Here is a 21581-nt window from a genome sequence, read left to right as displayed (position 1 = left end):
TACTGTGCGCAAGATCTTTTATATCTCCGATGGAACAGCAATAACAGCCGAAATACTTGGCCATGCAGTGCTCTCGCAATTTGATATGGAATTTGAAAAAATAACCATTCCTTTTGTTGAAAATATGCAAAAAGCCCAGGATGCGGTTGTCAAAATCAATCAAAGTATTTTCGAGCAGCAAGCCCCATTAGTTTTCCATTCGATCATCGATGCGGATATTCGAGCCACTATCGAAGCGAGTGAGGGGATCTGTTATGACTTTTTAAAAACCTTTGTTGCGCCTCTCGAAAAAGAATTAGGTATGAAAGCACGTCCCAAACCGCATCGAACACATGGTATGCGCAATGAAACCTACAATGCGCGCATTGATGCCATAAATTATTCGCTCGATAACGATGATGGCATCAGTTTAAAGCGTTTACATAAAAGTGATTTAATTTTAGTGGGCGTCTCGCGTTGTGGTAAAACGCCGAGTAGTTTGTATTTAGCAATGCAATTTGGTATCTCGACTGCAAATTATCCGTTTATTCATGAGGATATGGATAATTTAAAGTTACCGGATGAGCTCAAAAAAAATAAACACAAAATATTTGGCCTAACCATTGATGCGCATCGTTTACATGAGATCCGCACGCAACGTTTAGCAAATAGCCAATATGCCTCATTACGACAATGCCGTTATGAAATCAATGAAGTGGAAATGTTATATCGCCGTGAAGGCATACCTTTTCTGGATACGACGAAACAAAGTGTGGAAGAGATCAGTGCAAAGATCATTGATATCTGCCAGATAAAACGGCAAATGTTTTAATATCAATACCGTGGCATTGCCTGAATTTAAAATATTTCGTCTATTAATCGCGCGTAAAAGAGTGAAAGATAATCTATGTCAAAAACGCATTTAAAATCATTATTGTTACGCCTCGCAACATTAGAAGACGGCCCGTTATTACTTAAATGGCGTAATGATAAACAGACGCAACAGGCGAGCCATTGTAGTACCCCGATAAAATATTCTGAGCATGAAAAATGGTTAAATGCGTTGTTACAAGATCCGTTGCGTATGTTATATGTTGTCGAAAAAAACAACGTAGCGGTAGGGTCGTTGCGCAGTGATTTTGCAAATGGGGAGTTTGAGTTATCGTGGACGGTTGCACCTACGCATCGAGGCCAAAGTATCGGTAAACAGATGCTAAGTCTGTTGGCGGATAAAATTAAAGCGCCAATACGCGCGTCGATTAAAAAAGGCAATAGTGCGTCAATTAAAATTGCAGAATATGTCGGTATGCAATATGTAAAAGAAGAGCCAAAGGGGGTTTTTCATTACCAACGAGCCGCCATACATGAGTAAGAGATCATCATTTTAAGTGGTGCTAACGTAAATGCTGTGATCTTATCTGATCCTTTTTAGGATATTCCCCTGTTACCTTAATATGCTTTATCAGGCACTCGCTAAAATTGAACTTATCGTTGATGTTGATGTGTTGTTAAAAACATCAATGTAGAATAACTACGTTTCAATTTTATGCCTAGAAACTAAACCCAATCTGGCTTGCTGATTTTGCATTTTGCAGTATCTATGGGTATAGATAGGACTGGTTATTTATATTGAGGCTATATTTATTCGTATAGAAAATTAAGGGGGAAGTATGTCTCATTATAAAAGTGTTGTTTTTGGAAGTGGTCCTTTAGGTGTTTGGGTTGCGGTAATACTTGCTAAACAAGGTTGGGAAGTCAGTTTAGTCAATCGAAGTGGAAAATTAGATCAAACATTACCCAGCAACATAAAGGTATTGGCAGCAGACGCAACTGACGAGGATAGTGTTTACCAAATATGTAAAGATGCGGGGAGTGTTTTTCATTGTGCAATGCCTAAATATACGCAGTGGGCAACTCAATTTATACCTTTAACACAAGGTATCCTAAAGGGGGTGATGCGCACTAATGCGAAGCTAATTTATGCAGATAATTTGTATATGTATGGTGATACACAGGGTTTACCCATCACCGAACTCTCGCCGTGCAATGCAATCGGTCATAAGGGTAAAGTGAGGATGGCAATGGCAGATATACTCTTAGTCGCACACGCGAAAGGCGATGTCGGCGTTACAATAGGGCGCGCCTCTGACTTTTATGGGCCACAAGTTATTAATTCAGGGTTAGGAAAAGACGTCTTTAAAAATGCGTTATTACAAAAACCGCTGAATGTATTAGGCAATATCGAGTTAGCACATAGCTATACTTATATTAAAGATTTTGCACGTGCATTAGTTATTTTAAGTGATCAAGATCAGGCGTTAGGTGAAATTTGGCACATTCCTAATGCACCGACAATCAGCACTAAAGCGTTACTTGATTGCGTGCAAACTGAGCTTGGTCAGAATATAAAAGTGCGCGCTACGGGTAAAAAAATGCTGAGTGTCCTTGGATTATTCAATCCGATGTTAAAAGAGCTTAAAGAGATGATGTATGCGTGGGATCAGCCGTATATTGTGGAGCATAATAAATTTCAAAATGCATTTTCTATGCCCGTTACCTCAACAGAAATAGCGATCCAAGAAACCCTTGCATGGTACCGTGAGCATTATAATTTATAATTGAATTTAGTTTACGAAATATTCGGCTTAAAGTTACGCCTGCAATAAAGAGAGTCATATGATGAAAACAGTATTAATGTTTAGTTTATTTATTGTCTTTGCACTGAGTGCTTGTACGAGTGAGAAGGCGATCGCACCTAAAGCGATAAGTACGGGCATATTAGTGGGGGCAGATATCGATGAGCATCAATGCATTGGCTCAGCAGGTTACCTTTGGTGCGCTAAACTCAAACAATGCGCACGACCTTGGGAGCTTGCTGCACAACAAAACTTTCAAAATACAGCGCCAAGCTTTAAAGATTATTGCAAAAAATAGTTAACGTCTATGTTCACTGTTTGCAGACAGTATATGCCCTGTAAAAAAGCCTCGATTTACGAGGTTTTTTTATGCTTATTTTTTAGAGGCGACCACGATAAATATAATTCTATCTATAATAAAAAGGTTAATGTTTGATGTGCATTTTTAGGATTGAAAAGTATCATTGATAATCTGCCATTATGATTTTTATATGTTAAGAGCGCCTTTAAGCAAGACTTAAAATCGCGCTATAAAGGGGAAATATGCTGTTTATTACTAATAGAGCGCCCAAAGGATCTATTCATAGCGACTTCGGAGGGGAGTATCAATTTGATTTAACCGATAATAGTGCTGCGCATTATCTTTATTATTGCTCACGCACTGCGCCGAATAAATATATAGAAATCGGCTCGAATGCTTTGATGGAGCACCTTAAAAAAAGTAAGGCGCAACAGATTTTGTTCTTTATTCATGGTTTTTCAAACTTACCTGAGATTGATATCTTTGCACAGGCAGAGAAACTACAAGCCTATTTTGATTTAAAAGAAGAAAATCTTATTGAAGTGATCGCCTTGATATGGCCTTGTGATAACGATTTTGGCATAGTAAAAGATTATTGGGATGATCAAAAAGCAGCCGACCAAAGTGCGTTTGCTTTTGCACGCGCTTTAGAATTTTTTATGACGTGGCGAGATAAAGCAGATCCCAATATACCCTGTCTAAAACGCATTAATATACTTGCGCATTCGATGGGTAATCGCGTGTTTCGAGGGGCTTTGGCTGCGTGGAATAATTATGACTTAGCCCATGGTGTTCCTCTGTTATTTAGAAATACTATTTTAATGGCGCCTGATATTGTTAATGAGAGCCTTGAAGAGGGTCAAGATGGACGCTTGATGAGTCAAGCCTCCCGTAATGTCTCGGTGTATTATGCAAGTGATGATTTGGCGTTACGCGCCAGTAAAATCTCTAATTTAAAAAATAAAGTCGCATCGAGACGCCTCGGTCACAGTGGCCCTGAAAATCAACATAAAATAGAGCGTAATGTGTACAGTATTGATTGTGATAATTTTAATAATCAATATGACTTTCCCAAAGGTCATAGCTACTTTTTAAGTGATGCTAATAATGAAATGGGACGGGTGTTTGAGCATTTTTATCAAAGTATAAAAAGTGGCCGCGTTTTTGTGGATGATAAAATAAATCGGCAGCATATTTTATAATTTGTGTGCGTGTCATTCGCTTTTAGTTTGGGATACTAAATATCTTTTTTTTGCTTCAAATCTAGCTAACCAAATTAAAGGTAAGATGATAAAGAGGGTGCCAATCAGCATACTCATTTCGGGTATTTCATTAAAGAACAAGAGACCGACACCCACCGCGCCGAGCAGTCCGCTATATTCGGCGCTTGCCACTTTACTGGCCTCGACACTGCGATACACAAAGATGCAGATACCTGCATAAATTAAAATAAACGAGGTTGAGCCCGTTGCCGTCACAATAGGTTCCCAATGCCATGGTTTTCCCTCCCACATTGCCAAGCATAACGCAGCCGGTATGCCGACAAGATTAGTGAGCAGTAACGTTTGTAATATTGAATGTTGTTTCGGTAATTTTCGGATCAAAATATTATTGCTGGCTAAGGTAAAAGCCACAATTAACGCGCTGATTGCAGCCCAGCTAATATGTGTGGGTTGTACGACGATAAGTACCCCGATAAAGCCAAAGATGGAAACCCAGATAGTTTGGCGCGTTAACTTTTCTTTAAATAGCAGCATTGCTAAAGGAAGCATCAGTAAAGGCGCTGCATAAAAAATGGCATTAGCCGTTGCTAGAGGTAAGGCATTGAGTGAGATCACCATAAAAATAGCGCCAAACAACCAAATGTGTCCACGTATAAGATGCCATTTTAGATCTTGAAATAAATTTTTATTACCCAGAAAATGACATAAGGGGAATAATATAAGCACGGCGCTAAGTTGGCGAAAAAATACAAATTGATATACCGCGCTATCATCGGGCAAAGATTTTATCAATGCATCTGAGAAGACCGCAATAAGATTACCGATCACCAATAAAATCATTGCAAAACCGACAGTCATTTTAGGCATTATATTATTCCAGTGTATTTAAAAGGGGTTGATGTTTAATTTAGTGACTTGCAGTAAAACCAGCTTATGTCAGCTTTAGTATGATGTATAATGATTAAAATTAATTTAGCATGAGTTTAACTAATATGAAGTTGCCTCCTTTACGCGCAGTGCAATGTTTTGAAGTGGTTGCGCGCCTGCATAGTTTTTCTAAAGCCGCGTTAGAGCTTAACGTGACCCAAAGTGCGGTGAGTCATCAGGTGAAAATATTAGAGGATCATTTAGGTGAAAATTTATTTGATAGGCATGGGCGCGCCTTTAGCTTAAGCAAGGTAGGTGCGCGTTACTTTGATGAGATAAGTTGCGCTTTAATGGGCTTGTCGAATGCCAGTGCAGCAATCCGTTATGGTAAAAGTGATGAACTGCGTTTGGCGTTATATAGCTCGTTAGCCATGCGCTGGCTTATCCCCCGATTAGAGGATTTTCGTGAGCAATATCCAGAGATAAATTTAACGTTAAATATGGTGACGGATGAGCCTGAGTGTAATGATAATGTAGCCGATTGCTTTATTACCATTCACCCACCTAAGCATCATTTTGTGAGCCAATTTTTATATGCAGAAAAGCTCTATCCGGTGTGTGGCCCTAAAATATGGCAACAGATCCAGGATAAACCGCTCCCGGATGCACTCTGGCAGCATCCTTTATTATCGGTTCAATATAATGAAACATATAAATCGGAACCGAAAGATTGGCAACAATGGTGCGCCCGAGGTGGTTTTAATTTACCGACGGAGGTTAAAATCTGCCATTTTAGTCATGTGTTATTAGCGACAGAAGCTGCCCGTTATGATTTAGGGATCACCCTGATAGATAATTATTTAATGGCGGAGCAAGCGCATCAAACTAATTTAGTACGTATCCCTATGCACGCACTAATCACCGGCGATAAGTTCTATTTTGTCTATAAAAAAACGCGCCATCAACACCCAGATATTGTTAAATTGGGGAACTGGTTAAAGTTATTATGTTTGCCAAAAGATTAAAAAAAGCGACCTAAAGTTTGCTTAGGTAGCCTTTAAATTAAGCTGGTAGTGCACATAATTTTTGTAAGGCATTCACGCCAACAGGCTCGATTGCCTGTAAGGGTACGATCGCATATTTTTGACTATGCTGCTGTTTAACGGCATTTATATACGATTGTTGTTGTGCTACTCTTTGTAACATTAAAGGGGCTTTTAATGTATGTAAACTTAAGGTGTTATTTACCACCCACGCCCAAGGCTCAATCCCTGCTCGTTGTAAATCGGCTTGTAGACTCAATGCCTCTTGTATTGGAGTGGGCTCTGCGAGCGTTACAATGATAACTTTGGTCAATGTACTATCTTGTAGTCGCATCATGGGCGTACTAAAACTTATCTGCTTAGTCTCCATTTTTCGAGCAACTTCTTTATGGTAGGCCCCCGTTGCATCAAGTAACAACAAGGTATGTCCAGTCGGCGCAGTATCCATGATCACAAATCGTTTGTTCGCCTCACTAATCACCTGTGAGAAAGCTTGGAATACGGCAATTTCTTCTGTGCAAGGTGAGCGTAAATCTTCTTCTAATAGCGCTTTACCTGCACTATCTAAATGCTTGCCTTTACTTAGCATTATTTTTTGGCGATAACGTGTTGTTTCAATTTCAGGATCAATGCGGGTTACTTCAAGGTTCTCTAATGTACCGTGCAATGTCGCGCTTAAATTTGCTGCCGGATCAGAGGTGGTGAGGTGGACGTTATGGCCACGTTTTGCAAGCTCACAAGCAAGCGCCGCTGCAATGGTTGTTTTGCCAACTCCGCCTTTACCCATCAGCATGATCAAACCATGATCGAGTTTATCGAGTTCATCGATTAAACATACGAGTGAGTGGTGCGCTTCGTTATCAATAATAATAGGGGCTGATTGCACTTTTTCAGTTTCTTTTTTTGTGTTTTTAATGTCATGTTCAAAGCTTAAATCCACTGAGGTCGCTATTAACTTACGCAAAGCATCTAAACTGACAAGGCTATTGCTGAGCAGTGTTAGTTTATCTAAGTGTAAATTTTTTAAGGTAGCTGGCATCATCAATAATGCTTGTTGTTCTTGTTCATAAATAGCGTTTGCCAGAGCATCCTCTTTTATGTCTTGTTGTGGATAGAGGCCATTTATCACCAAAAATTGATCTTTTAAACCAATATGGCTTAGTTCAATATGAGTACGTGCCACTTCATCTAAGGTTGATGCCTGTGCGCGCGCCACTAAGATTAAACGTGTTTGCTCAGGATCTGATAACGCGTCTACGGCTTGTGCGTATGTTTTGCGTTGTTTATCTAAACCGGCTAAAGGCCCTAAGCAAGATGCATCCCCTAGGCCTTGCTCTAAAAATTCATTCCATGCACCGGGGAGTTGTAATAAACGAATAGTATGGCCTGTTGGCGCAGTATCAAAAATAATATATTGGTACGTTTGACGTAAAGCCGGATCGGTGAGTAGTGCAGTAAATTCATCAAAAGCAGCTATTTCAGTGGTGCAAGCCCCCGATAATTGCTCTTCAATACTGTTTAATACCGCGTCTGGTAATTTTCCTCGCACCGGAGACAGGATTTTTTCGCGGTAAGCCTTTGCTGCCGCTTGTGGATCTATCTCTAAAGCACTGAGCCCTTTAACTGACTCAATATTGGTAATATGCTCACCAATTTTGGTGTTAAAAACTTGCGCTATATTCGAGGCCGGATCGGTACTCACTAATAAAACATTGTGTCCCTGTTCAGCTAAAAACAGTGCACTCGAACACGCAATAGAGGTTTTACCTACACCACCTTTACCCGTAAAAAAAAGAAAAGGGGGCGGATCAGTTAAGAACTTTTGCATATTGTTATCCTTTAAACGTGTATTTACTGATTTTTTAAGCGTTGCTACGCGCCACAACAACTCGATTTCACAGGGCTAATAACCTCACTACTTGAGCAGGTTAAAGCGCACCAAGATGCTAGCTCTTGGCGGGTTGGGTAGCGGCCCTTTAAGACAATCTCAGTATTAACTAAAAGTACGGGTAAGCCCTCTACGCCGTGTTTCTCAAGAAAAGAAGAGACGTTAGAGGTTTGCGCAAAATCCAGCGCTTGTTGCGCTAAATTAAAGCGCTCAAGCGTAATATTTTGAGTGCTCAGCCATTTTACATCGGCGGAAAAAGCCAGTAATAAAGGGTCAATATCTGCGCCACATATTCCACTAGAGCAACACATGGAAGGTTCAAAAATTTGTATTGATAACATATTTATATTTTCCTATTGGTGAGTAGATTACGCAATATCTGACGTTTTGAGATAATAATGTTTTTTAAATCTTAAGGTAAGGTTAACCAACGCAATCAAGACAGGTACTTCAACTAAAGGGCCAATAACACCGGCAAAAGCTTCGGGTGAATTAATACCGAAAACAGCGATAGAAACGGCAATGGCAAGTTCAAAATTATTACCGGTTGCGGTGTAAGCGATAGAGGCGCTTTTATCAAAAGGCACACCCATTTTCTTGGCACTAAAAAAGCTAATTAAATACATTAAGAAAAAGTAGATAGTTAAGGGGATCGCAACCAAAATCACTTGCATCGGCAGGTCAATGATCATTTCACCTTTAAGGCTAAACATTAAAATAATAGTAGCCAGTAATGCGATAAGAGTAAGGGGTGAAATGGCAGGAATATAAGTGTCGTTGTACCACTGCTCACCTTTTTTGGCGACTAAAATCTTACGGCTTAAAAAACCTGCAAGAAAAGGGATCCCTAAGTAAATTAATACACTTTGAGCGATATCGATTATCGAAATATCAATAAGTTGCCCAGTAACACCAAAATAGGGTGGCAAGACACTAATAAATAACCATGCTAGAAAACTGTAAGTGAATATTTGAAATATACTATTTAATGCAACTAATGCAGCTGCATATTCCTTATTGCCTCCTCCAATATCATTCCACACCAGCACCATCGCAATACAACGCGCGAGTCCAATTAAGATCACACCCGTCATTAAATGTGGGTGATCGCCTAAAAAGAGAATAGCCAAACCAAACATCAAAATGGGCCCAACCAGCCAGTTCATGATGAGTGATAGACTGATTGCTTTTTTATCACTAAATACTTTACGCATTAAAGCGTAATTCACTTTAGCAAGTGGCGGGTACATCATGATAATAAGGCCGATGGCGAGAGGTATATTGGTACTGCCTACGGAAAGCGTTGTATTTAACGAGGCGATACGATCAGGAAATGTAAAGCCTAACAAGACGCCTATGGCCATGGCTAAAAAAATCCATAGGGTTAAAAAACGATCTAAAAAACCTAATTTAGGGGGGCTTTGCTCGGTGCTCATGTGTAACCTCTTTTTATCTACCGTCTATCGCCGATAAACGATTAATGTAAGTAAAAAATAAGAGCATGTGTGTATCACGCGTTAAATGCGTAATACCATCAAGCTCTCTCTTAAAATTAATTCAATATGTTAGAAAATAAAGACTGATAAGTATCGATAGTTTCTTTATTAATTCGGTAGCAAACTTTAGGTGGCATCGGCTCTGCACTAATAAAATTAGCGTTTTTCAATATACGTAAATGCTCTGACACGGTAGATTGCGCTAAGCCTAAATCAGTCACAAAATCACTGTTTAAACAGCCTCCTAACTTATCTAATTTTAGCAATATTCTTAAGATCCGAATACGTGCTGGATGCGCAAGTGCTTTTGATAATAGCGCCAAGTTTTTTTCATCATCGATCTCTTTCTCTGTCGATGAAAACACGAGATCATCGGTAGTGGCGCAGGGTGTCTTAGACATTTTTATCCTTAAATATTAAAATAAGCGCTGAGAGTGCGTCCATGTATAACTCATAAACGGGGTTGTGACTCACATCTGCGTATTTTTGATATTAGTTAATCGTTAAAACACGATTAGTATAGGCGCAGTATTGTATAATGGCTAGCGGTTTATTTACCTGACGACTCCTTTTTCAATTTCATTTTCTACTTCAAATTATCCCTAAAATAGATGAAAAATCCTTAATAAGGATTAAAATTATATTGTAACTGGCTGGTGGACTGCTTTTTTACATCTCTAATAATGTGAGAAAGTATGATGTTATTCTTCATATCATTCAAAGATCACAGTATAAAAGTGACACTTTGACTTGAGTGCTTGGCTAAAATTCGTTATTTTAAGCGTAGGCCACGCAATGCAGATGATGGCTAAACATAAGGATTAAAAAGAAAATGAGAACGATTGCTAATTTAATTTGGTTTCTTTTAGGTGGCGTTATAATGGGGCTGGCATGGTGGTTTTTTGGACTGTTAGCCTTTATCAGTATTGTGGGGATCCCTTGGGGACGTAGCTGTTTTGTGATCGCAAATTTTTCATTTTTCCCCTTTGGAAAAGAGGCCATTTCTCGTGACGAATTAACACTTAATGAAGACGTTGGTACAGGAAACTTTGGCATGTTAGGTAATGTTTTATGGTTTATTTTTGCAGGATTTTGGCTTGCCATTGGGCATCTTTTTTCTGCGGTTGCTTGTTTTGTCACTATCATCGGAATTCCTTTTGCGTTACAACATTTAAAGCTGGCTGGTATTTCAATTGCGCCGATAGGCAAAACGATTGTTAGCAAAGAAGTGGCAGCTGCCGCCCGTTATGGCAATGCACACATAAAAGTACAAAAATTAAGATCTGAAAAATAACGAGGTTTAAACCTTAAAAGTACACTCAAATTTTATACTAAGGAGGGGATATGGCAGTTGATATCGATACGAAAGGCGCCGCGGTAAAGTTTCCTCCACCTTTAATTTTTATTGGTTTTTTAGTGTTAAGTGAAGCGCTTGAACTTGTCTATCCGGCTCCCTTTCAGAGTACTTTGGTGATGAAGGGGCTCGCGCTTATTCTTATTTTTATCAGCCTTGCTGCTATGCTTAATGTGGTCTTTGCCTTACGCACCGCCAAAACAAGTATTGAGCCATGGAAACCAACATCTACCTTGTTAACACACGGAATATTTTCATATTCTCGAAATCCCATCTATGTTGCATTTTGTTTTATCTGTATTGCTATAGGCTTGATACTTGGCAGTTTTTGGATATTACTCAGTGTGTTACCTGCCAGTCTCGTGCTCTATTTTTTGGTTATAAAAAAAGAAGAAAAGTACTTAGAATCAAAATTTTCAGCGCAATATATCACCTATAAAAAAACAGTAAGACGCTGGTTATGATGCGTGTCCCAGGCCCTTAGTGGCTAGCGTTTTAGACCTTAAAAAAGGTTGATTTATATTATCAGTGCTATTTCTTATTTTGAATAAAATGGGTTTTATTTTTGTATTTTCATAAAATAAATGTAAAAAGAGGGTTGACATCAAAGCCTTATCAGGTTAAAAATTAAGCACGATATAAAATCAAACCAATACAACGCATTGATAATTCATTTATAAAGAGCATAAAAATAAACCATGAATATAAAAAGTATATTACTCAACCTCCTCATACTCTCACTCGCGAAAATCGCGCGGAGAAGGTTGTGATGTGTATTAAATAAATGCCCAAAACTCACAAACCCCGCGCAATAGTCGCGGGGTTTTTGTTTTTTAGGCGTAAAAAAATCGTTCAAAGGAGAAATAAGATGTCTGAAAAAGTAATTATTTTTGATACAACGTTACGTGATGGAGAGCAAGCTTTAGTCGCCAGTTTAACGGTAAAAGAAAAGTTACAAATCGCATTGGCTCTCGAACGTTTAGGTGTTGATATCATGGAAGTCGGATTTCCTATTTCGTCACCAGGTGACTTTAAATCGGTGCAGACCATTGCACGTACCATTAAAAATAGTCGCGTTTGCGCATTATCACGTGCGCTGACTAAAGATATCGATGCGGCAGCGCAGGCGCTATCAGCAGCTGAGCAGTTTCGTATTCATACCTTTATTTCAACCTCAAGCATTCATGTTGAGCACAAATTAAAGCGTTCTTTTGATCAGGTTCTCGAGATGGCGGTGGGCGCGATCAAATATGCGCGTAACTTTACGGACGATGTTGAATTTTCTTGTGAGGATGCAGGGCGTACGCCGCTTGATAATTTATGTCGTATGGTCGAAGCTGCTATTTTAGCGGGGGCACGTACTATCAATATCCCGGATACCGTCGGTTATAGCATGCCTGATGAATTTGGATCTATCATAGAGCAATTATTTTTGCGGGTTCCCAACATAGATCAAGCCATTATCTCGGTGCATTGTCATGATGATCTGGGTCTTTCTGTTGCCAATTCATTGGCGGCGATAACGCAAGGTGCCCGACAAGTTGAATGCACGATGAACGGTATCGGTGAGCGTGCGGGTAACTGCTCGTTAGAAGAGATCGCGATGATTTTATCGACAAGAAAAGAGGCGTTGGGCTTTAAAACCGGCATTAATGCCCAAGAAATACAGCGAACGTCGCATTTAGTCAGCCAATTATGCAATATGCCAGTTCAAGCGAATAAAGCCATTGTGGGTGCGAACGCCTTTATTCATTCATCAGGGATCCACCAAGACGGCATGCTTAAGTCGCAAAATACCTATGAAATCATGACCCCTGAGAGCATTGGTTTAAAACGTAACAATATGAATATGACCTCGCGATCGGGTCGGCATGTGATCAAATTTAGAATGCAGGAGATGGGCTACACCGAGCAAGATTATGATATGGATTGTTTGTATGCTGATTTCCTTAAATTAGCGGATAAAAAAGGGCGCGTTTTTGATTATGATCTTGAGGCTTTGATTTTTATCGAGGCGCAAAGTGATGCCTCTCAGCATTATAAATTACAAGGTTTAGCAGTGCATTCAGATTCGACACAAGGCAGTGCCACTGCAACGGTCAAAATCAAGATAGATGGATGCGTGATGACGGAAGCTGCAACGGGTAATGGACCGGTTGATGCAACCTATAACGCGATTGCCCGGGCGAGTGGATGTGTTGTAAAAATATCGCGTTATCAGTTAAGCGCTAAAGGTGAGGGGCAAGATGCCTTGGGACAAGTCGATATTGAAGCGCAGTATCAGGGGCAAAATTTTCATGGTGTGGGTTTAGCAACTGATGTGGTTGAAGCCTCGGCTTTAGCGTTATTACATGTCATGAATTTGATTGATAGAGCCGATAAAGTGGCTGATGTGAAAGAAAAAAGAGATCAAGATCGTGGCGTAATAGGGGCGTGATCAGGGCGCCATTTTAATTAAAATATCAGGGGTAAGGCAAGTATGAGTTATAAAATAGCAGTACTAGCAGGAGATGGTATCGGTCCTGAAGTGATGAGAGAGGCGCGTAAAGTATTAACCGCGATAGAAAAACGTTTTGCATTAGATATTCAATATCATGAATATGCGGTAGGTGGCGCAGCGATTGATACGCAAGGTTGCCCATTACCCAAAACAACATTACAGGGCTGCGAGGCCGCTGATGCTATTTTATTTGGCTCAGTGGGTGGCCCAAAATGGGCAAATTTAGCGCCTAATGACCAGCCTGAGCGCGGCGCTTTATTGCCACTACGTGCACACTTTACGCTTTTTTGTAATATGCGACCCGCGACATTACATCGAGATCTCATTCATTTATCGCCCCTTAAAGACAGTATCGTTAGCAATGGTTTTGATATTCTTTGTGTGCGCGAACTCACCGGTGGGATCTATTTCGGTTTACCTAAAGGGCGTTATGGCGAAGCTGAAAATACCTACGCGGTGGATACGATGAAATACAGTAAAAAAGAGATCCGACGTATTGCCAAAATAGCATTTGAAGTGGCGCAGAAACGCCGTAAAAAAGTAACGTCTGTTGATAAAGCGAATGTATTAGCGTGTAGCGTTTTATGGCGAGAAGTGGTGATCGAAGTCGCACAAGATTATCCCGATGTCACGTTAGAGCATATCTATATTGATAATGCCAGTATGCAGTTGTTACGTAGACCGACAGAGTTTGATGTCATGCTGTGCTCTAATTTATTTGGCGATATTATTTCAGATGAAATTGCCATGTTAACGGGCTCAATGGGGCTATTGGCGTCGATAAGTTTAAATAGCCAGGGTTTTGGATTATATGAGCCTGCGGGGGGCAGTGCGCCTGATATTGCGGGCAAAGGCATTGCAAATCCGATAGCGCAGATATTATCGGCAGCCCTTTTACTGCGCCATAGTTTACATCTTGATGAGGCCGCCTCAGTGATTGAGTCGGCGGTGAGTCAAGCCTTGAGCGAGGGGTATTTAAGCCAAGAGTTGTTATCTAAAGATGCGCAGGCCAAGGCTAAAACAACGGCGCAGATAGGCTCTCGTATTGCCAACATCATTGCCCAGTAAATGCGTCCATAAACAATGGCTATCACGGCAAGTTTTAACAAAATATTATTTCAGAGGAGCACAAGTAATGCCTAAAACGCTATATGACAAAGTCTGGAACTCGCATGTTTTACTGGCGAAAGAGGGTAAAGTGCCTCTCCTTTATGTGGACAGACACCTTATTCATGAAGTGACGTCGCCACAAGCTTTTAGTGGGATGCGCATCGCGCAGCGTCAATTTCATGCACCTAAAAAAGCTTTTGCAACCATGGATCATAATATTTCGACCAAGAGTGCAAGCTTAGATGCATTAAGCCCAATGGCGAAAATTCAGGTACAGACGCTAGTACAAAACTGTAAAGAATTTTCAATTCGGCTTTATGACATACACCATAAAAACCAAGGTATCGTGCATGTTATTGGCCCAGAGCTAGGCATAACGTTACCGGGCAACGTGATTGTTTGTGGCGACTCACATACCGCAACGCACGGCGCTTTTGGCGCGTTAGCATTTGGCATCGGCACCTCTGATGTTGAGCATGTTATGGCCACACAAACCTTACGTCAAAGCAAAGCTAAAAGCATGAAAATTGAAGTGCGAGGGCAAGTGGCTAAGGGTATTTGTGCGAAAGACATTGTGCTGGCAATCATTGGTAAACTGGGGATGGATGGTGGGACGGGTTACGTTTTAGAATTTTGTGGCGAGGCCATTGCCGCTTTGAGCATGGAAGGTCGCATGACGGTTTGTAATATGGCGATTGAAATGGGCGCTAAAGCGGGGATGATAGCCCCTGATGCGACTACTATCGAATATATTAAAGGACGAGAGTTTGCACCAAAAGGTGAGGATTGGCAGGCTGCATTATTGGACTGGGCAGAGCTTAAAACCGATGCGGGCGCTATTTTTGATGCGACGCTCACTCTTGATGGGGCTGATATTGCGCCTCAATTAACATGGGGGACGCATCCTGGGCAAGTATTAGCCATTGATGAGCCGGTGCCAGATCCAATGCTCGAAAAAGATAAAACAGAAAGAGCCAGTATGCAAAAAGCATTACGTTATGTGAACCTTCAAGCGGGCATGTTAATGACTGATGTGAAAATTAACCGTGTGTTTATTGGCTCATGTACGAACTCTCGAATTGAAGATTTACGCGCGGCTGCCGCCCAAATAAAGGGGCGAAAAATAGCCCCAGGCGTAGTGGCTATTGTGGTGCCGGGCTCTGTTTCTGTTAAATCTCAAGCGGAGCGCGAGGGTTTACAACATTTATTTATTGAAGCGGGTTTTGAGTGGCGCCTACCGGGGTGCTCAATGTGTCTAGCGATGAACGATGATAAATTAAAGGCAGGCGATCGCTGCGCCTCTACCAGTAATCGCAATTTTGAGGGGCGTCAGGGCCGTGGCAGTATTACCCATTTAGTGAGTCCCGCGATGGCGGTGGGCGCTGCGATTTCAGGGCATTTTGTGGATATTAGAAACGCATATTAGGAGTTAAAATAATGAATGTATTTACGGAGCACAAGGGCATTGGCGTACTCATTGACAGTATTAATGTTGATACGGATCAGATCATTCCTAAGCAATTTCTATGTAAAGTCGATAAGTCGGGTTTTGGTGTACACCTCTTTCATGATTGGCGTTATCTTGATGATGCAGGTAAGCAACTGAACCCTCAATTTAGTCTTAATTATCCGCGCTATCAAAATGCTTCTATTTTACTGAGCAAAGAAAACTTTGGTTGTGGCTCGAGCCGTGAGCATGCGCCTTGGGCGCTAATGGATTTTGGTTTTAAGGTGATCATTGCGGTGAGTTTTGCGGACATTTTTTATGCTAATGCACTTAATAATGGCTTATTGTTGGTACGCTTAAGCCCGGCAGAGGTGCAAAAACTGATGGATGAAGTGCAGGCGCAAGAGGGCGCTCAGATATCGGTAGATTTACAGGCGTTAACGGTAACATCGCCACAAGGCAGCGTTTTTGATTTTGATATTAGTAGCGCCAATAGACATGATTTATTAAATGGGCTCGATATGATCGATGTGACGCTTACTGACAAAGACGCTATTTTAGAGTATGAGCGCAGTATCCCGAACTGGCGCGCCTAAATATAAAGTGCACCTGTATTATTGTGAGCGCTGATTTTTCATATTAGCGCTCACAAGTGCTCTATTTAGAATATATTTTTTTGAAAAAAGCGTTCAGGATTGGATCCTCTAAGCGATTTTTTTTACAACAGCAACCTAATTCAAAAGGCACAATGGGGATAGCGGACTCAACAATTTGAATGCGATCGCGTATCGGGCTGTTATTGAGCACTACATCCGGCGTAATACTAACCCCACAGCCAAGCGCGACCATAGAGGCGATAGCCTCTTGTCCGGATACTTGCGCATAAATATTAGGCGTAATGCCTTGCTGCTTGAACCAACGCAGACAGCGATCGCGTCCGGGGCCATGCTCGGGAATAATAAAAGGCACTTTCTCCCACGGAATAGGATCAAGACGCAATAAATCTTGTACTTGGCCTTTGATGGTCGGCGCAATGACATGCAAGCTAATATTATCAATTTTCGAAAAGTGTAAATTGTTAGGAAAATTATCTGGCAAGGCAGCTATCGCAATATCCGCATGATTTGTTTTTACTTCATTTACGGCATTATCTGGATCGCCAGTACTTAATATTATTTCGATCAGCGGTTGCTCGTCTCTAAAACGATCTAGCAATTCGGGTAAATGACTGTATGCAGCGGTGACCGAGCAGTAGATAGTTAATTTGCCTTTAAGTAACGCTTGCGAGGGATCTATTTTGTTTTTTAAGGTGATCCAGTTATCGAGTGTTTGCTTCGCAAAATGGCGGTATTCAATGCCTGCATAGGTTAGTGCGACACTGCGATTATCACGTTGTAATAATTTAACCCCCACTTCAGACTCTAATCTTTGCATCGCACGACTCAATGTGGAAGGACTGACATGCATAGCCTGTGCTGTTTTGGAAAAATGTAGGCTCTTAGCCAGATGTAAATACATGTGTAGCGTTTTAATATCCATAAATCACCCTACTCGTAATGCACACTCGGTGCAGTGTTGCATAAATTGCAACATAGTCTTTTAAATATATCATTTTAAGCAATCACTATCATGCGCTATAGTCAATTTACGGATTTTGGGTCGTTTAAACGTGCCATTCCACTACATAAACTTTAATCAAGGGGCTACATAAATGCGTAATTATTTTAATTCTTTAAACTTACGTCAACAACTTACACAGTTAGCACAGTGTCGTTTTATGCACAGTGATGAGTTTAGTGGCACCTGCGATCTCATAAAAGATTGGAACATTGTTATTTTGGGGTGTGGATCGCAAGGTCTGAATCAAGGCCTTAATATGCGAGATTCAGGTCTAAATATCTCTTATGCATTACGCCCTGAGGCGATTTCTGAAAAACGCGCGTCATATTTAAGTGCAAAAAGCCATGGATTTTGTGTCGATAGTATTGAAAACCTCGTGCCAAAAGCCGATATGGTACTTAATTTAACACCCGATAAACAACATACTCATGTACTTAATCAGATCATGCGCTTAATGAAACAGGGTGCTACATTATCTTATTCACATGGTTTTAATATCGTCGAAGAGGGAATGCAAGTCCGTCCTGATATTACGGTGATCATGGTTGCGCCTAAATGTCCGGGGACGGAAGTACGAGAAGAATATAAACGCGGATTTGGTGTGCCCACTTTGATTGCGGTGCATCCTGAGAATGATCCCAAGCAACAAGGCTTTGATGTTGCAAAAGCCTATGCGTGTGCAACCGGTGGACACCGAGCGGGCGTATTACATTCGTCTTTTATCGCAGAAGTAAAATCTGATCTGATGGGAGAGCAAACTATCCTTTGTGGCATGTTGCAGACAGGCGCTATCCTTGGTTATGAAAAAATGATCGCGCAAGGTGTTGAGCCAAATTATGCCTCTAAATTAATCCAACAAGGTTGGGAAAGTATCAGTGAAGCCCTTAAACATGGAGGGATCACACATATGATGGATCGCTTATCTAACCCAGATAAGATCAAAGCTTATGACATGGCGCAAGAGCTAAAAGAGATCCTGAGACCGTTATTTGAAAAACATATGGACGATATTATCAGTGGTGAATTTTCAAAGAATATGATGCTGGATTGGAAAAATGATGATGTTAATTTATTAAAATGGCGAGAGGACACTAAGCAAAGCGCGTTTGAAAAAGCACCGCAGAGTGATGCACTTATCGACGAACAAGAATATTTTGACCAAGGTGTTTTTCTGGTTGCTATGCTTAAAGCAGGGGTTGAACTTGCTTTTGATACGATGCTACTTGCGGGGATCGGTGAGGCATCTGCCTATTACGAATCACTGCATGAGACGCCACTGATTGCTAATACGATTGCTCGAAAACGCCTTTATGAAATGAATAAAGTGATTTCAGATACGGCTGAATATGGCTGTTATTTGTTTAATCATGCAGCTCTGCCATTACTTTCTCCCTACGTTAAGGCTTTGCCTAAACAGGTACTCGGAGGCGCATCAACGACGGGCAGTAATGCCGTTGATAATCTACGTCTTATTGAAGTAAATCGACTTATTCGCAGTAGTAAAGTTGAAAAAATTGGTGCTGAATTACGTTTCCATATGCGCGCCATGAAAGCAATTGTTGAATAACGATCAAGTTAATAAGTTAGTGCCTTTTTTATTGTCTTTGTTGTTTTGTTGTGTTATTAATTAAGCACTATGTATATTAATCCACCTTATTTTGAATGCAATTAGCATATTAGGAACTTATTAACGATGTTACATTTTGTCCTCCTCCTCATAATAATTATTAGCGTGGTGATCATTGGATCACAGCGGGGGGACGCACGCATCGAGAAGACAAAATAAGGTCTTCTAAGATAAAAAAAACCCCCGCTCCGCAAGGAACGGGGGTTTTTTTTGTTTAAATCCATTGGGAATGGGTATTTATACCAAAGGAACTAAAAAGGTTAGCCGTCTTGCTGGTTGAAATTATCCCTACCTGCGTTGTGAGTTTTGAAGTGAGAACAACACTCTCCTACAACCCACGCATTGCTAGTGTTAATTTTTTCTGCGCAATACATGAAAACTTAATTAATTCCTTTGGTATTAAAAGTCTTTCCCTTAAATCGCCATGATGATTTAACTGATAGTGAGAAAGACGATGAAAAATAGACAACAAGAACAAGGAAAGCAAAAAAATCAAAGGATGATGCGCGGTGCGGATGCGGTGATCCAAGTGTTAATGGATCATGGCGTTCATCAAATTTTTGGTTACCCTGGTGGTGCTATTATGCCGATTTATGATGCGCTTTATGACTCACCCATTGAGCATCTGATGGCGCGCCATGAGCAAGGTGCCGCTTTTGCAGCTTTAGGTTATGCGCGTGCGAGTACTAAAACCGGTGTCTGTTTTGCAACTTCAGGGCCCGGTGCAACTAATTTGATCACCGCCTTAGCTGATGCGGCGCTTGACTCTGTGCCAATGGTTGCTATTACGGGGCAAGTTTTAAGTGAACTGATTGGTAAAGATTCATTTCAAGAAATTGATATTTTAGGTATGTCACTCTCGTGTACTAAGCACAGTTTTATGGTGACGGATATTGACGATCTTGTGCCTATTTTATATAAAGCCTTTGCCATTGCAGCATCGGGTCGTCCGGGTCCTGTGCTGGTGGATATCCCTAAAGATCTGCAAATGATGATGATGAATTATCAAGTGCCAAAGGCCGCGCCAGCACCGCCCGTTTCTTTTGAACAAGCCAACATTGAGGCCGCTCGCAGCCTCCTTAAAAAATCAAAAAAACCGATGCTTTATGTCGGTGGTGGTGTGGGAATGGCGAAAGCGGTCTCTGCATTACGTGAATTTATTGATATCACGGCTATTGCATCGGTTGCCACGCTTAAAGGTTTAGGCGCGATCGATAAAGACAGTGCCGGTTATTTGGGCATGCTGGGTATGCACGGCACTAAAGCTGCTAACTTGGCGGTACATGAATGCGACCTATTAATTGTTGTCGGTGCCCGTTTTGATGATCGTGTTACGGGCCGTCTAGATAGTTTTGCAGCTAAGGCTAAAGTCATTCACTTAGATATCGATACGGCAGAGTTTGGGAAATTACGGCGCGCCGATGTGTCTCTTTCAGGGGATTTACGCACTGTGTTGCCTGCACTGCAAATGCCTTTAGAGTTGCAACCTTGGTGCGAGCAAATTAAACAACTAAAGCATGATCATCAATTTAATTATGAGCGCAAAGGTGATCTTATTTTTGCACCCTCTATGCTTAAACGCTTAGCCGAAAAATTACCGAAGGATAATGTGGTTTGTTGCGACGTAGGCCAACATCAAATGTGGGTGGCACAGCATATGTCTTTTAGTAAGCCAGAAAATCATTTGTCGAGTGCAGGTCTGGGTACGATGGGTTTTGGCTTGCCGGCGGCGATTGGCGCTAAGGTATCTCGTCCTGATGCAATGGTGGTTGCGGTGTCGGGAGATGGCTCTTTTATGATGAATGTGCAGGAGCTTTGCACCATTAAACGTGGCCAGTTAGCGGTTAAAATTTTGCTTATGGATAATCAAAAACTGGGTATGGTCAAACAATGGCAGCAGCTCTTTTTTAAACAGCGTTACAGCGAAACAGATCTTTCAGACAATCCAGACTTTGTCACATTAGCGTCGGCATTTGATATCCCCGGGCGCACCATCCATCACCATGATGAGGTTGAACAAGGTTTAGATGACTTACTAAATAGTAAAGGGCCGTACCTATTACATGTGCGTATTGATAATGCGCACAATGTCTGGCCTTTAGTGCCGCCTGGGGCTGCCAATAAAGACATGATTGAAGAAGTAACAAGTTGATTTGTTTAGATAAATAAGAGATAAAAAGGAAGATGAATATGGGTTATCAATTAAATTTAACGTTAGAGCAACGACCTGAAGTGTTAGAGAGAGTCTTAAGAGTGGTCCGCCATCGTGGTTTTAAAGTGACCCAAATGAAAATGCAATGTGAGGATAATAACGTCGCGTATATTGATTTACATGTAGAAAGTGAGCGCGCCATTGAACTTTTAACGCACCAATTAGAGAAGTTAATTGATGTTATTACGTGTCGAATTGAGTCTCAGGGCTCACGTCTTAGTCTTGTTAATAAATAAAAGAGCGTTGTGATGTTCGCCGTGATAACGGATGTGCGTTAC

The 21581-nt window shown here is 41.0% G+C and carries 21 protein-coding genes; 15 read left to right on the top strand and 6 right to left on the bottom strand.

Annotated elements, in window-relative coordinates:
- Window positions 1-4: 4 nt before the first annotated feature.
- The 5 genes from ppsR to PCNPT3_RS07950 all read left to right on the top strand — a co-directional run bounded on the left by ppsR (window position 5) and on the right by PCNPT3_RS07950 (window position 4118).
- Window positions 5-811 carry a posphoenolpyruvate synthetase regulatory kinase/phosphorylase PpsR gene (ppsR, locus tag PCNPT3_RS07970; protein WP_015465367.1) on the top strand — a complete coding sequence of 269 codons (807 nt, stop codon included), beginning with the start codon at window positions 5-7 and terminating at the stop codon, window positions 809-811.
- Between the two features lie 75 nt (window positions 812-886).
- Window positions 887-1351, top strand: a complete 465-nt coding sequence (locus tag PCNPT3_RS07965) for a GNAT family N-acetyltransferase (protein ID WP_015465366.1) — start codon at window positions 887-889, stop codon at window positions 1349-1351.
- A gap of 298 nt (window positions 1352-1649) precedes the next feature.
- Window positions 1650-2597: an SDR family oxidoreductase gene (locus PCNPT3_RS07960; protein ID WP_015465365.1), complete on the top strand. Its 948-nt coding sequence runs from the start codon at window positions 1650-1652 to the stop codon at window positions 2595-2597.
- A gap of 58 nt (window positions 2598-2655) precedes the next feature.
- A complete protein-coding gene (locus PCNPT3_RS07955) occupies window positions 2656-2913 on the top strand; it encodes a hypothetical protein (RefSeq protein WP_015465364.1) in 258 nt (85 codons plus the stop codon).
- Between the two features lie 245 nt (window positions 2914-3158).
- A complete protein-coding gene (locus PCNPT3_RS07950; protein WP_015465363.1) occupies window positions 3159-4118 on the top strand; it encodes an alpha/beta hydrolase in 960 nt (319 codons plus the stop codon).
- Window positions 4119-4130: 12 nt separating this feature from the next.
- On the opposite strand, the gene PCNPT3_RS07945 is transcribed toward PCNPT3_RS07950, so the two are convergent.
- Window positions 4131-5006, bottom strand: a complete 876-nt coding sequence (locus tag PCNPT3_RS07945) for a DMT family transporter (protein ID WP_015465362.1) — start codon at window positions 5004-5006, stop codon at window positions 4131-4133.
- A gap of 125 nt (window positions 5007-5131) precedes the next feature.
- On the opposite strand from PCNPT3_RS07945, the gene PCNPT3_RS07940 reads away from it, so the two are divergent.
- Window positions 5132-6031, top strand: a complete 900-nt coding sequence (locus PCNPT3_RS07940) for a LysR substrate-binding domain-containing protein (RefSeq protein WP_015465361.1) — start codon at window positions 5132-5134, stop codon at window positions 6029-6031.
- A gap of 37 nt (window positions 6032-6068) precedes the next feature.
- Here PCNPT3_RS07940 and arsA read toward each other — a convergent pair whose 3' ends face one another.
- From arsA to PCNPT3_RS07920, 4 genes are all read right to left on the bottom strand, one after another.
- The gene (gene arsA / locus PCNPT3_RS07935; protein ID WP_015465360.1) at window positions 6069-7877 is read right to left on the bottom strand and encodes an arsenical pump-driving ATPase; all 1809 of its coding nucleotides are present in this window, start codon (window positions 7875-7877) and stop codon (window positions 6069-6071) included.
- A gap of 44 nt (window positions 7878-7921) precedes the next feature.
- Window positions 7922-8278 carry an arsenite efflux transporter metallochaperone ArsD gene (arsD, locus tag PCNPT3_RS07930; RefSeq protein WP_015465359.1) on the bottom strand — a complete coding sequence of 119 codons (357 nt, stop codon included), beginning with the start codon at window positions 8276-8278 and terminating at the stop codon, window positions 7922-7924.
- A gap of 27 nt (window positions 8279-8305) precedes the next feature.
- Window positions 8306-9373 (bottom strand): ACR3 family arsenite efflux transporter, encoded by a 1068-nt coding sequence (arsB, locus tag PCNPT3_RS07925; protein ID WP_015465358.1) that lies wholly within the window; start codon window positions 9371-9373, stop codon window positions 8306-8308.
- A gap of 116 nt (window positions 9374-9489) precedes the next feature.
- Window positions 9490-9834 carry an ArsR/SmtB family transcription factor gene (locus PCNPT3_RS07920; protein ID WP_015465357.1) on the bottom strand — a complete coding sequence of 115 codons (345 nt, stop codon included), beginning with the start codon at window positions 9832-9834 and terminating at the stop codon, window positions 9490-9492.
- A 431-nt stretch (window positions 9835-10265) separates the two neighbouring features.
- On the opposite strand from PCNPT3_RS07920, the gene PCNPT3_RS07915 reads away from it, so the two are divergent.
- The 6 genes from PCNPT3_RS07915 to leuD all read left to right on the top strand — a co-directional run bounded on the left by PCNPT3_RS07915 (window position 10266) and on the right by leuD (window position 16440).
- Entirely contained in the window at window positions 10266-10727 is a 462-nt protein-coding gene (locus PCNPT3_RS07915) for a YccF domain-containing protein (RefSeq protein ID WP_015465356.1), read from the top strand.
- A 50-nt stretch (window positions 10728-10777) separates the two neighbouring features.
- Complete coding sequence (locus PCNPT3_RS07910) at window positions 10778-11251, top strand: methyltransferase family protein (RefSeq protein WP_015465355.1); 474 nt, start codon at window positions 10778-10780, stop codon at window positions 11249-11251.
- Window positions 11252-11655: 404 nt separating this feature from the next.
- Complete coding sequence (leuA, locus tag PCNPT3_RS07905) at window positions 11656-13224, top strand: 2-isopropylmalate synthase (protein ID WP_015465354.1); 1569 nt, start codon at window positions 11656-11658, stop codon at window positions 13222-13224.
- Between the two features lie 42 nt (window positions 13225-13266).
- Window positions 13267-14355, top strand: a complete 1089-nt coding sequence (leuB, locus tag PCNPT3_RS07900) for a 3-isopropylmalate dehydrogenase (RefSeq protein WP_015465353.1) — start codon at window positions 13267-13269, stop codon at window positions 14353-14355.
- Window positions 14356-14422: 67 nt separating this feature from the next.
- Window positions 14423-15823 (top strand): 3-isopropylmalate dehydratase large subunit, encoded by a 1401-nt coding sequence (gene leuC, locus PCNPT3_RS07895; protein WP_015465352.1) that lies wholly within the window; start codon window positions 14423-14425, stop codon window positions 15821-15823.
- 11 nt (window positions 15824-15834) lie between these two features.
- Window positions 15835-16440, top strand: a complete 606-nt coding sequence (leuD, locus tag PCNPT3_RS07890; RefSeq protein ID WP_015465351.1) for a 3-isopropylmalate dehydratase small subunit — start codon at window positions 15835-15837, stop codon at window positions 16438-16440.
- Between the two features lie 61 nt (window positions 16441-16501).
- Here the strand turns inward: leuD and ilvY are convergent, their stop codons facing one another.
- Window positions 16502-17383: an HTH-type transcriptional activator IlvY gene (ilvY, locus tag PCNPT3_RS07885; protein ID WP_015465350.1), complete on the bottom strand. Its 882-nt coding sequence runs from the start codon at window positions 17381-17383 to the stop codon at window positions 16502-16504.
- Between the two features lie 172 nt (window positions 17384-17555).
- Here ilvY and ilvC point away from each other — a divergent pair, with 172 nt between their 5' ends.
- The 3 genes from ilvC (at window position 17556) to ilvM (ending at window position 21539) form a co-directional block, all read left to right on the top strand.
- The gene (ilvC, locus tag PCNPT3_RS07880; RefSeq protein ID WP_015465349.1) at window positions 17556-19031 is read left to right on the top strand and encodes a ketol-acid reductoisomerase; all 1476 of its coding nucleotides are present in this window, start codon (window positions 17556-17558) and stop codon (window positions 19029-19031) included.
- Window positions 19032-19593: 562 nt separating this feature from the next.
- The gene (ilvG, locus tag PCNPT3_RS07875; protein WP_015465348.1) at window positions 19594-21243 is read left to right on the top strand and encodes an acetolactate synthase 2 catalytic subunit; all 1650 of its coding nucleotides are present in this window, start codon (window positions 19594-19596) and stop codon (window positions 21241-21243) included.
- 38 nt (window positions 21244-21281) lie between these two features.
- Window positions 21282-21539 carry an acetolactate synthase 2 small subunit gene (ilvM, locus tag PCNPT3_RS07870; RefSeq protein WP_015465347.1) on the top strand — a complete coding sequence of 86 codons (258 nt, stop codon included), beginning with the start codon at window positions 21282-21284 and terminating at the stop codon, window positions 21537-21539.
- Window positions 21540-21581 lie beyond the last annotated feature (42 nt).

Origin of the sequence: Psychromonas sp. CNPT3, assembly GCF_000153405.2 — a bacterium.
GTDB lineage: Bacteria > Pseudomonadota > Gammaproteobacteria > Enterobacterales > Psychromonadaceae > Psychromonas.
The sequence above is the reverse complement of the archived record's forward strand: the minus strand, read 5'-3'. Positions and strand labels throughout refer to the sequence as shown.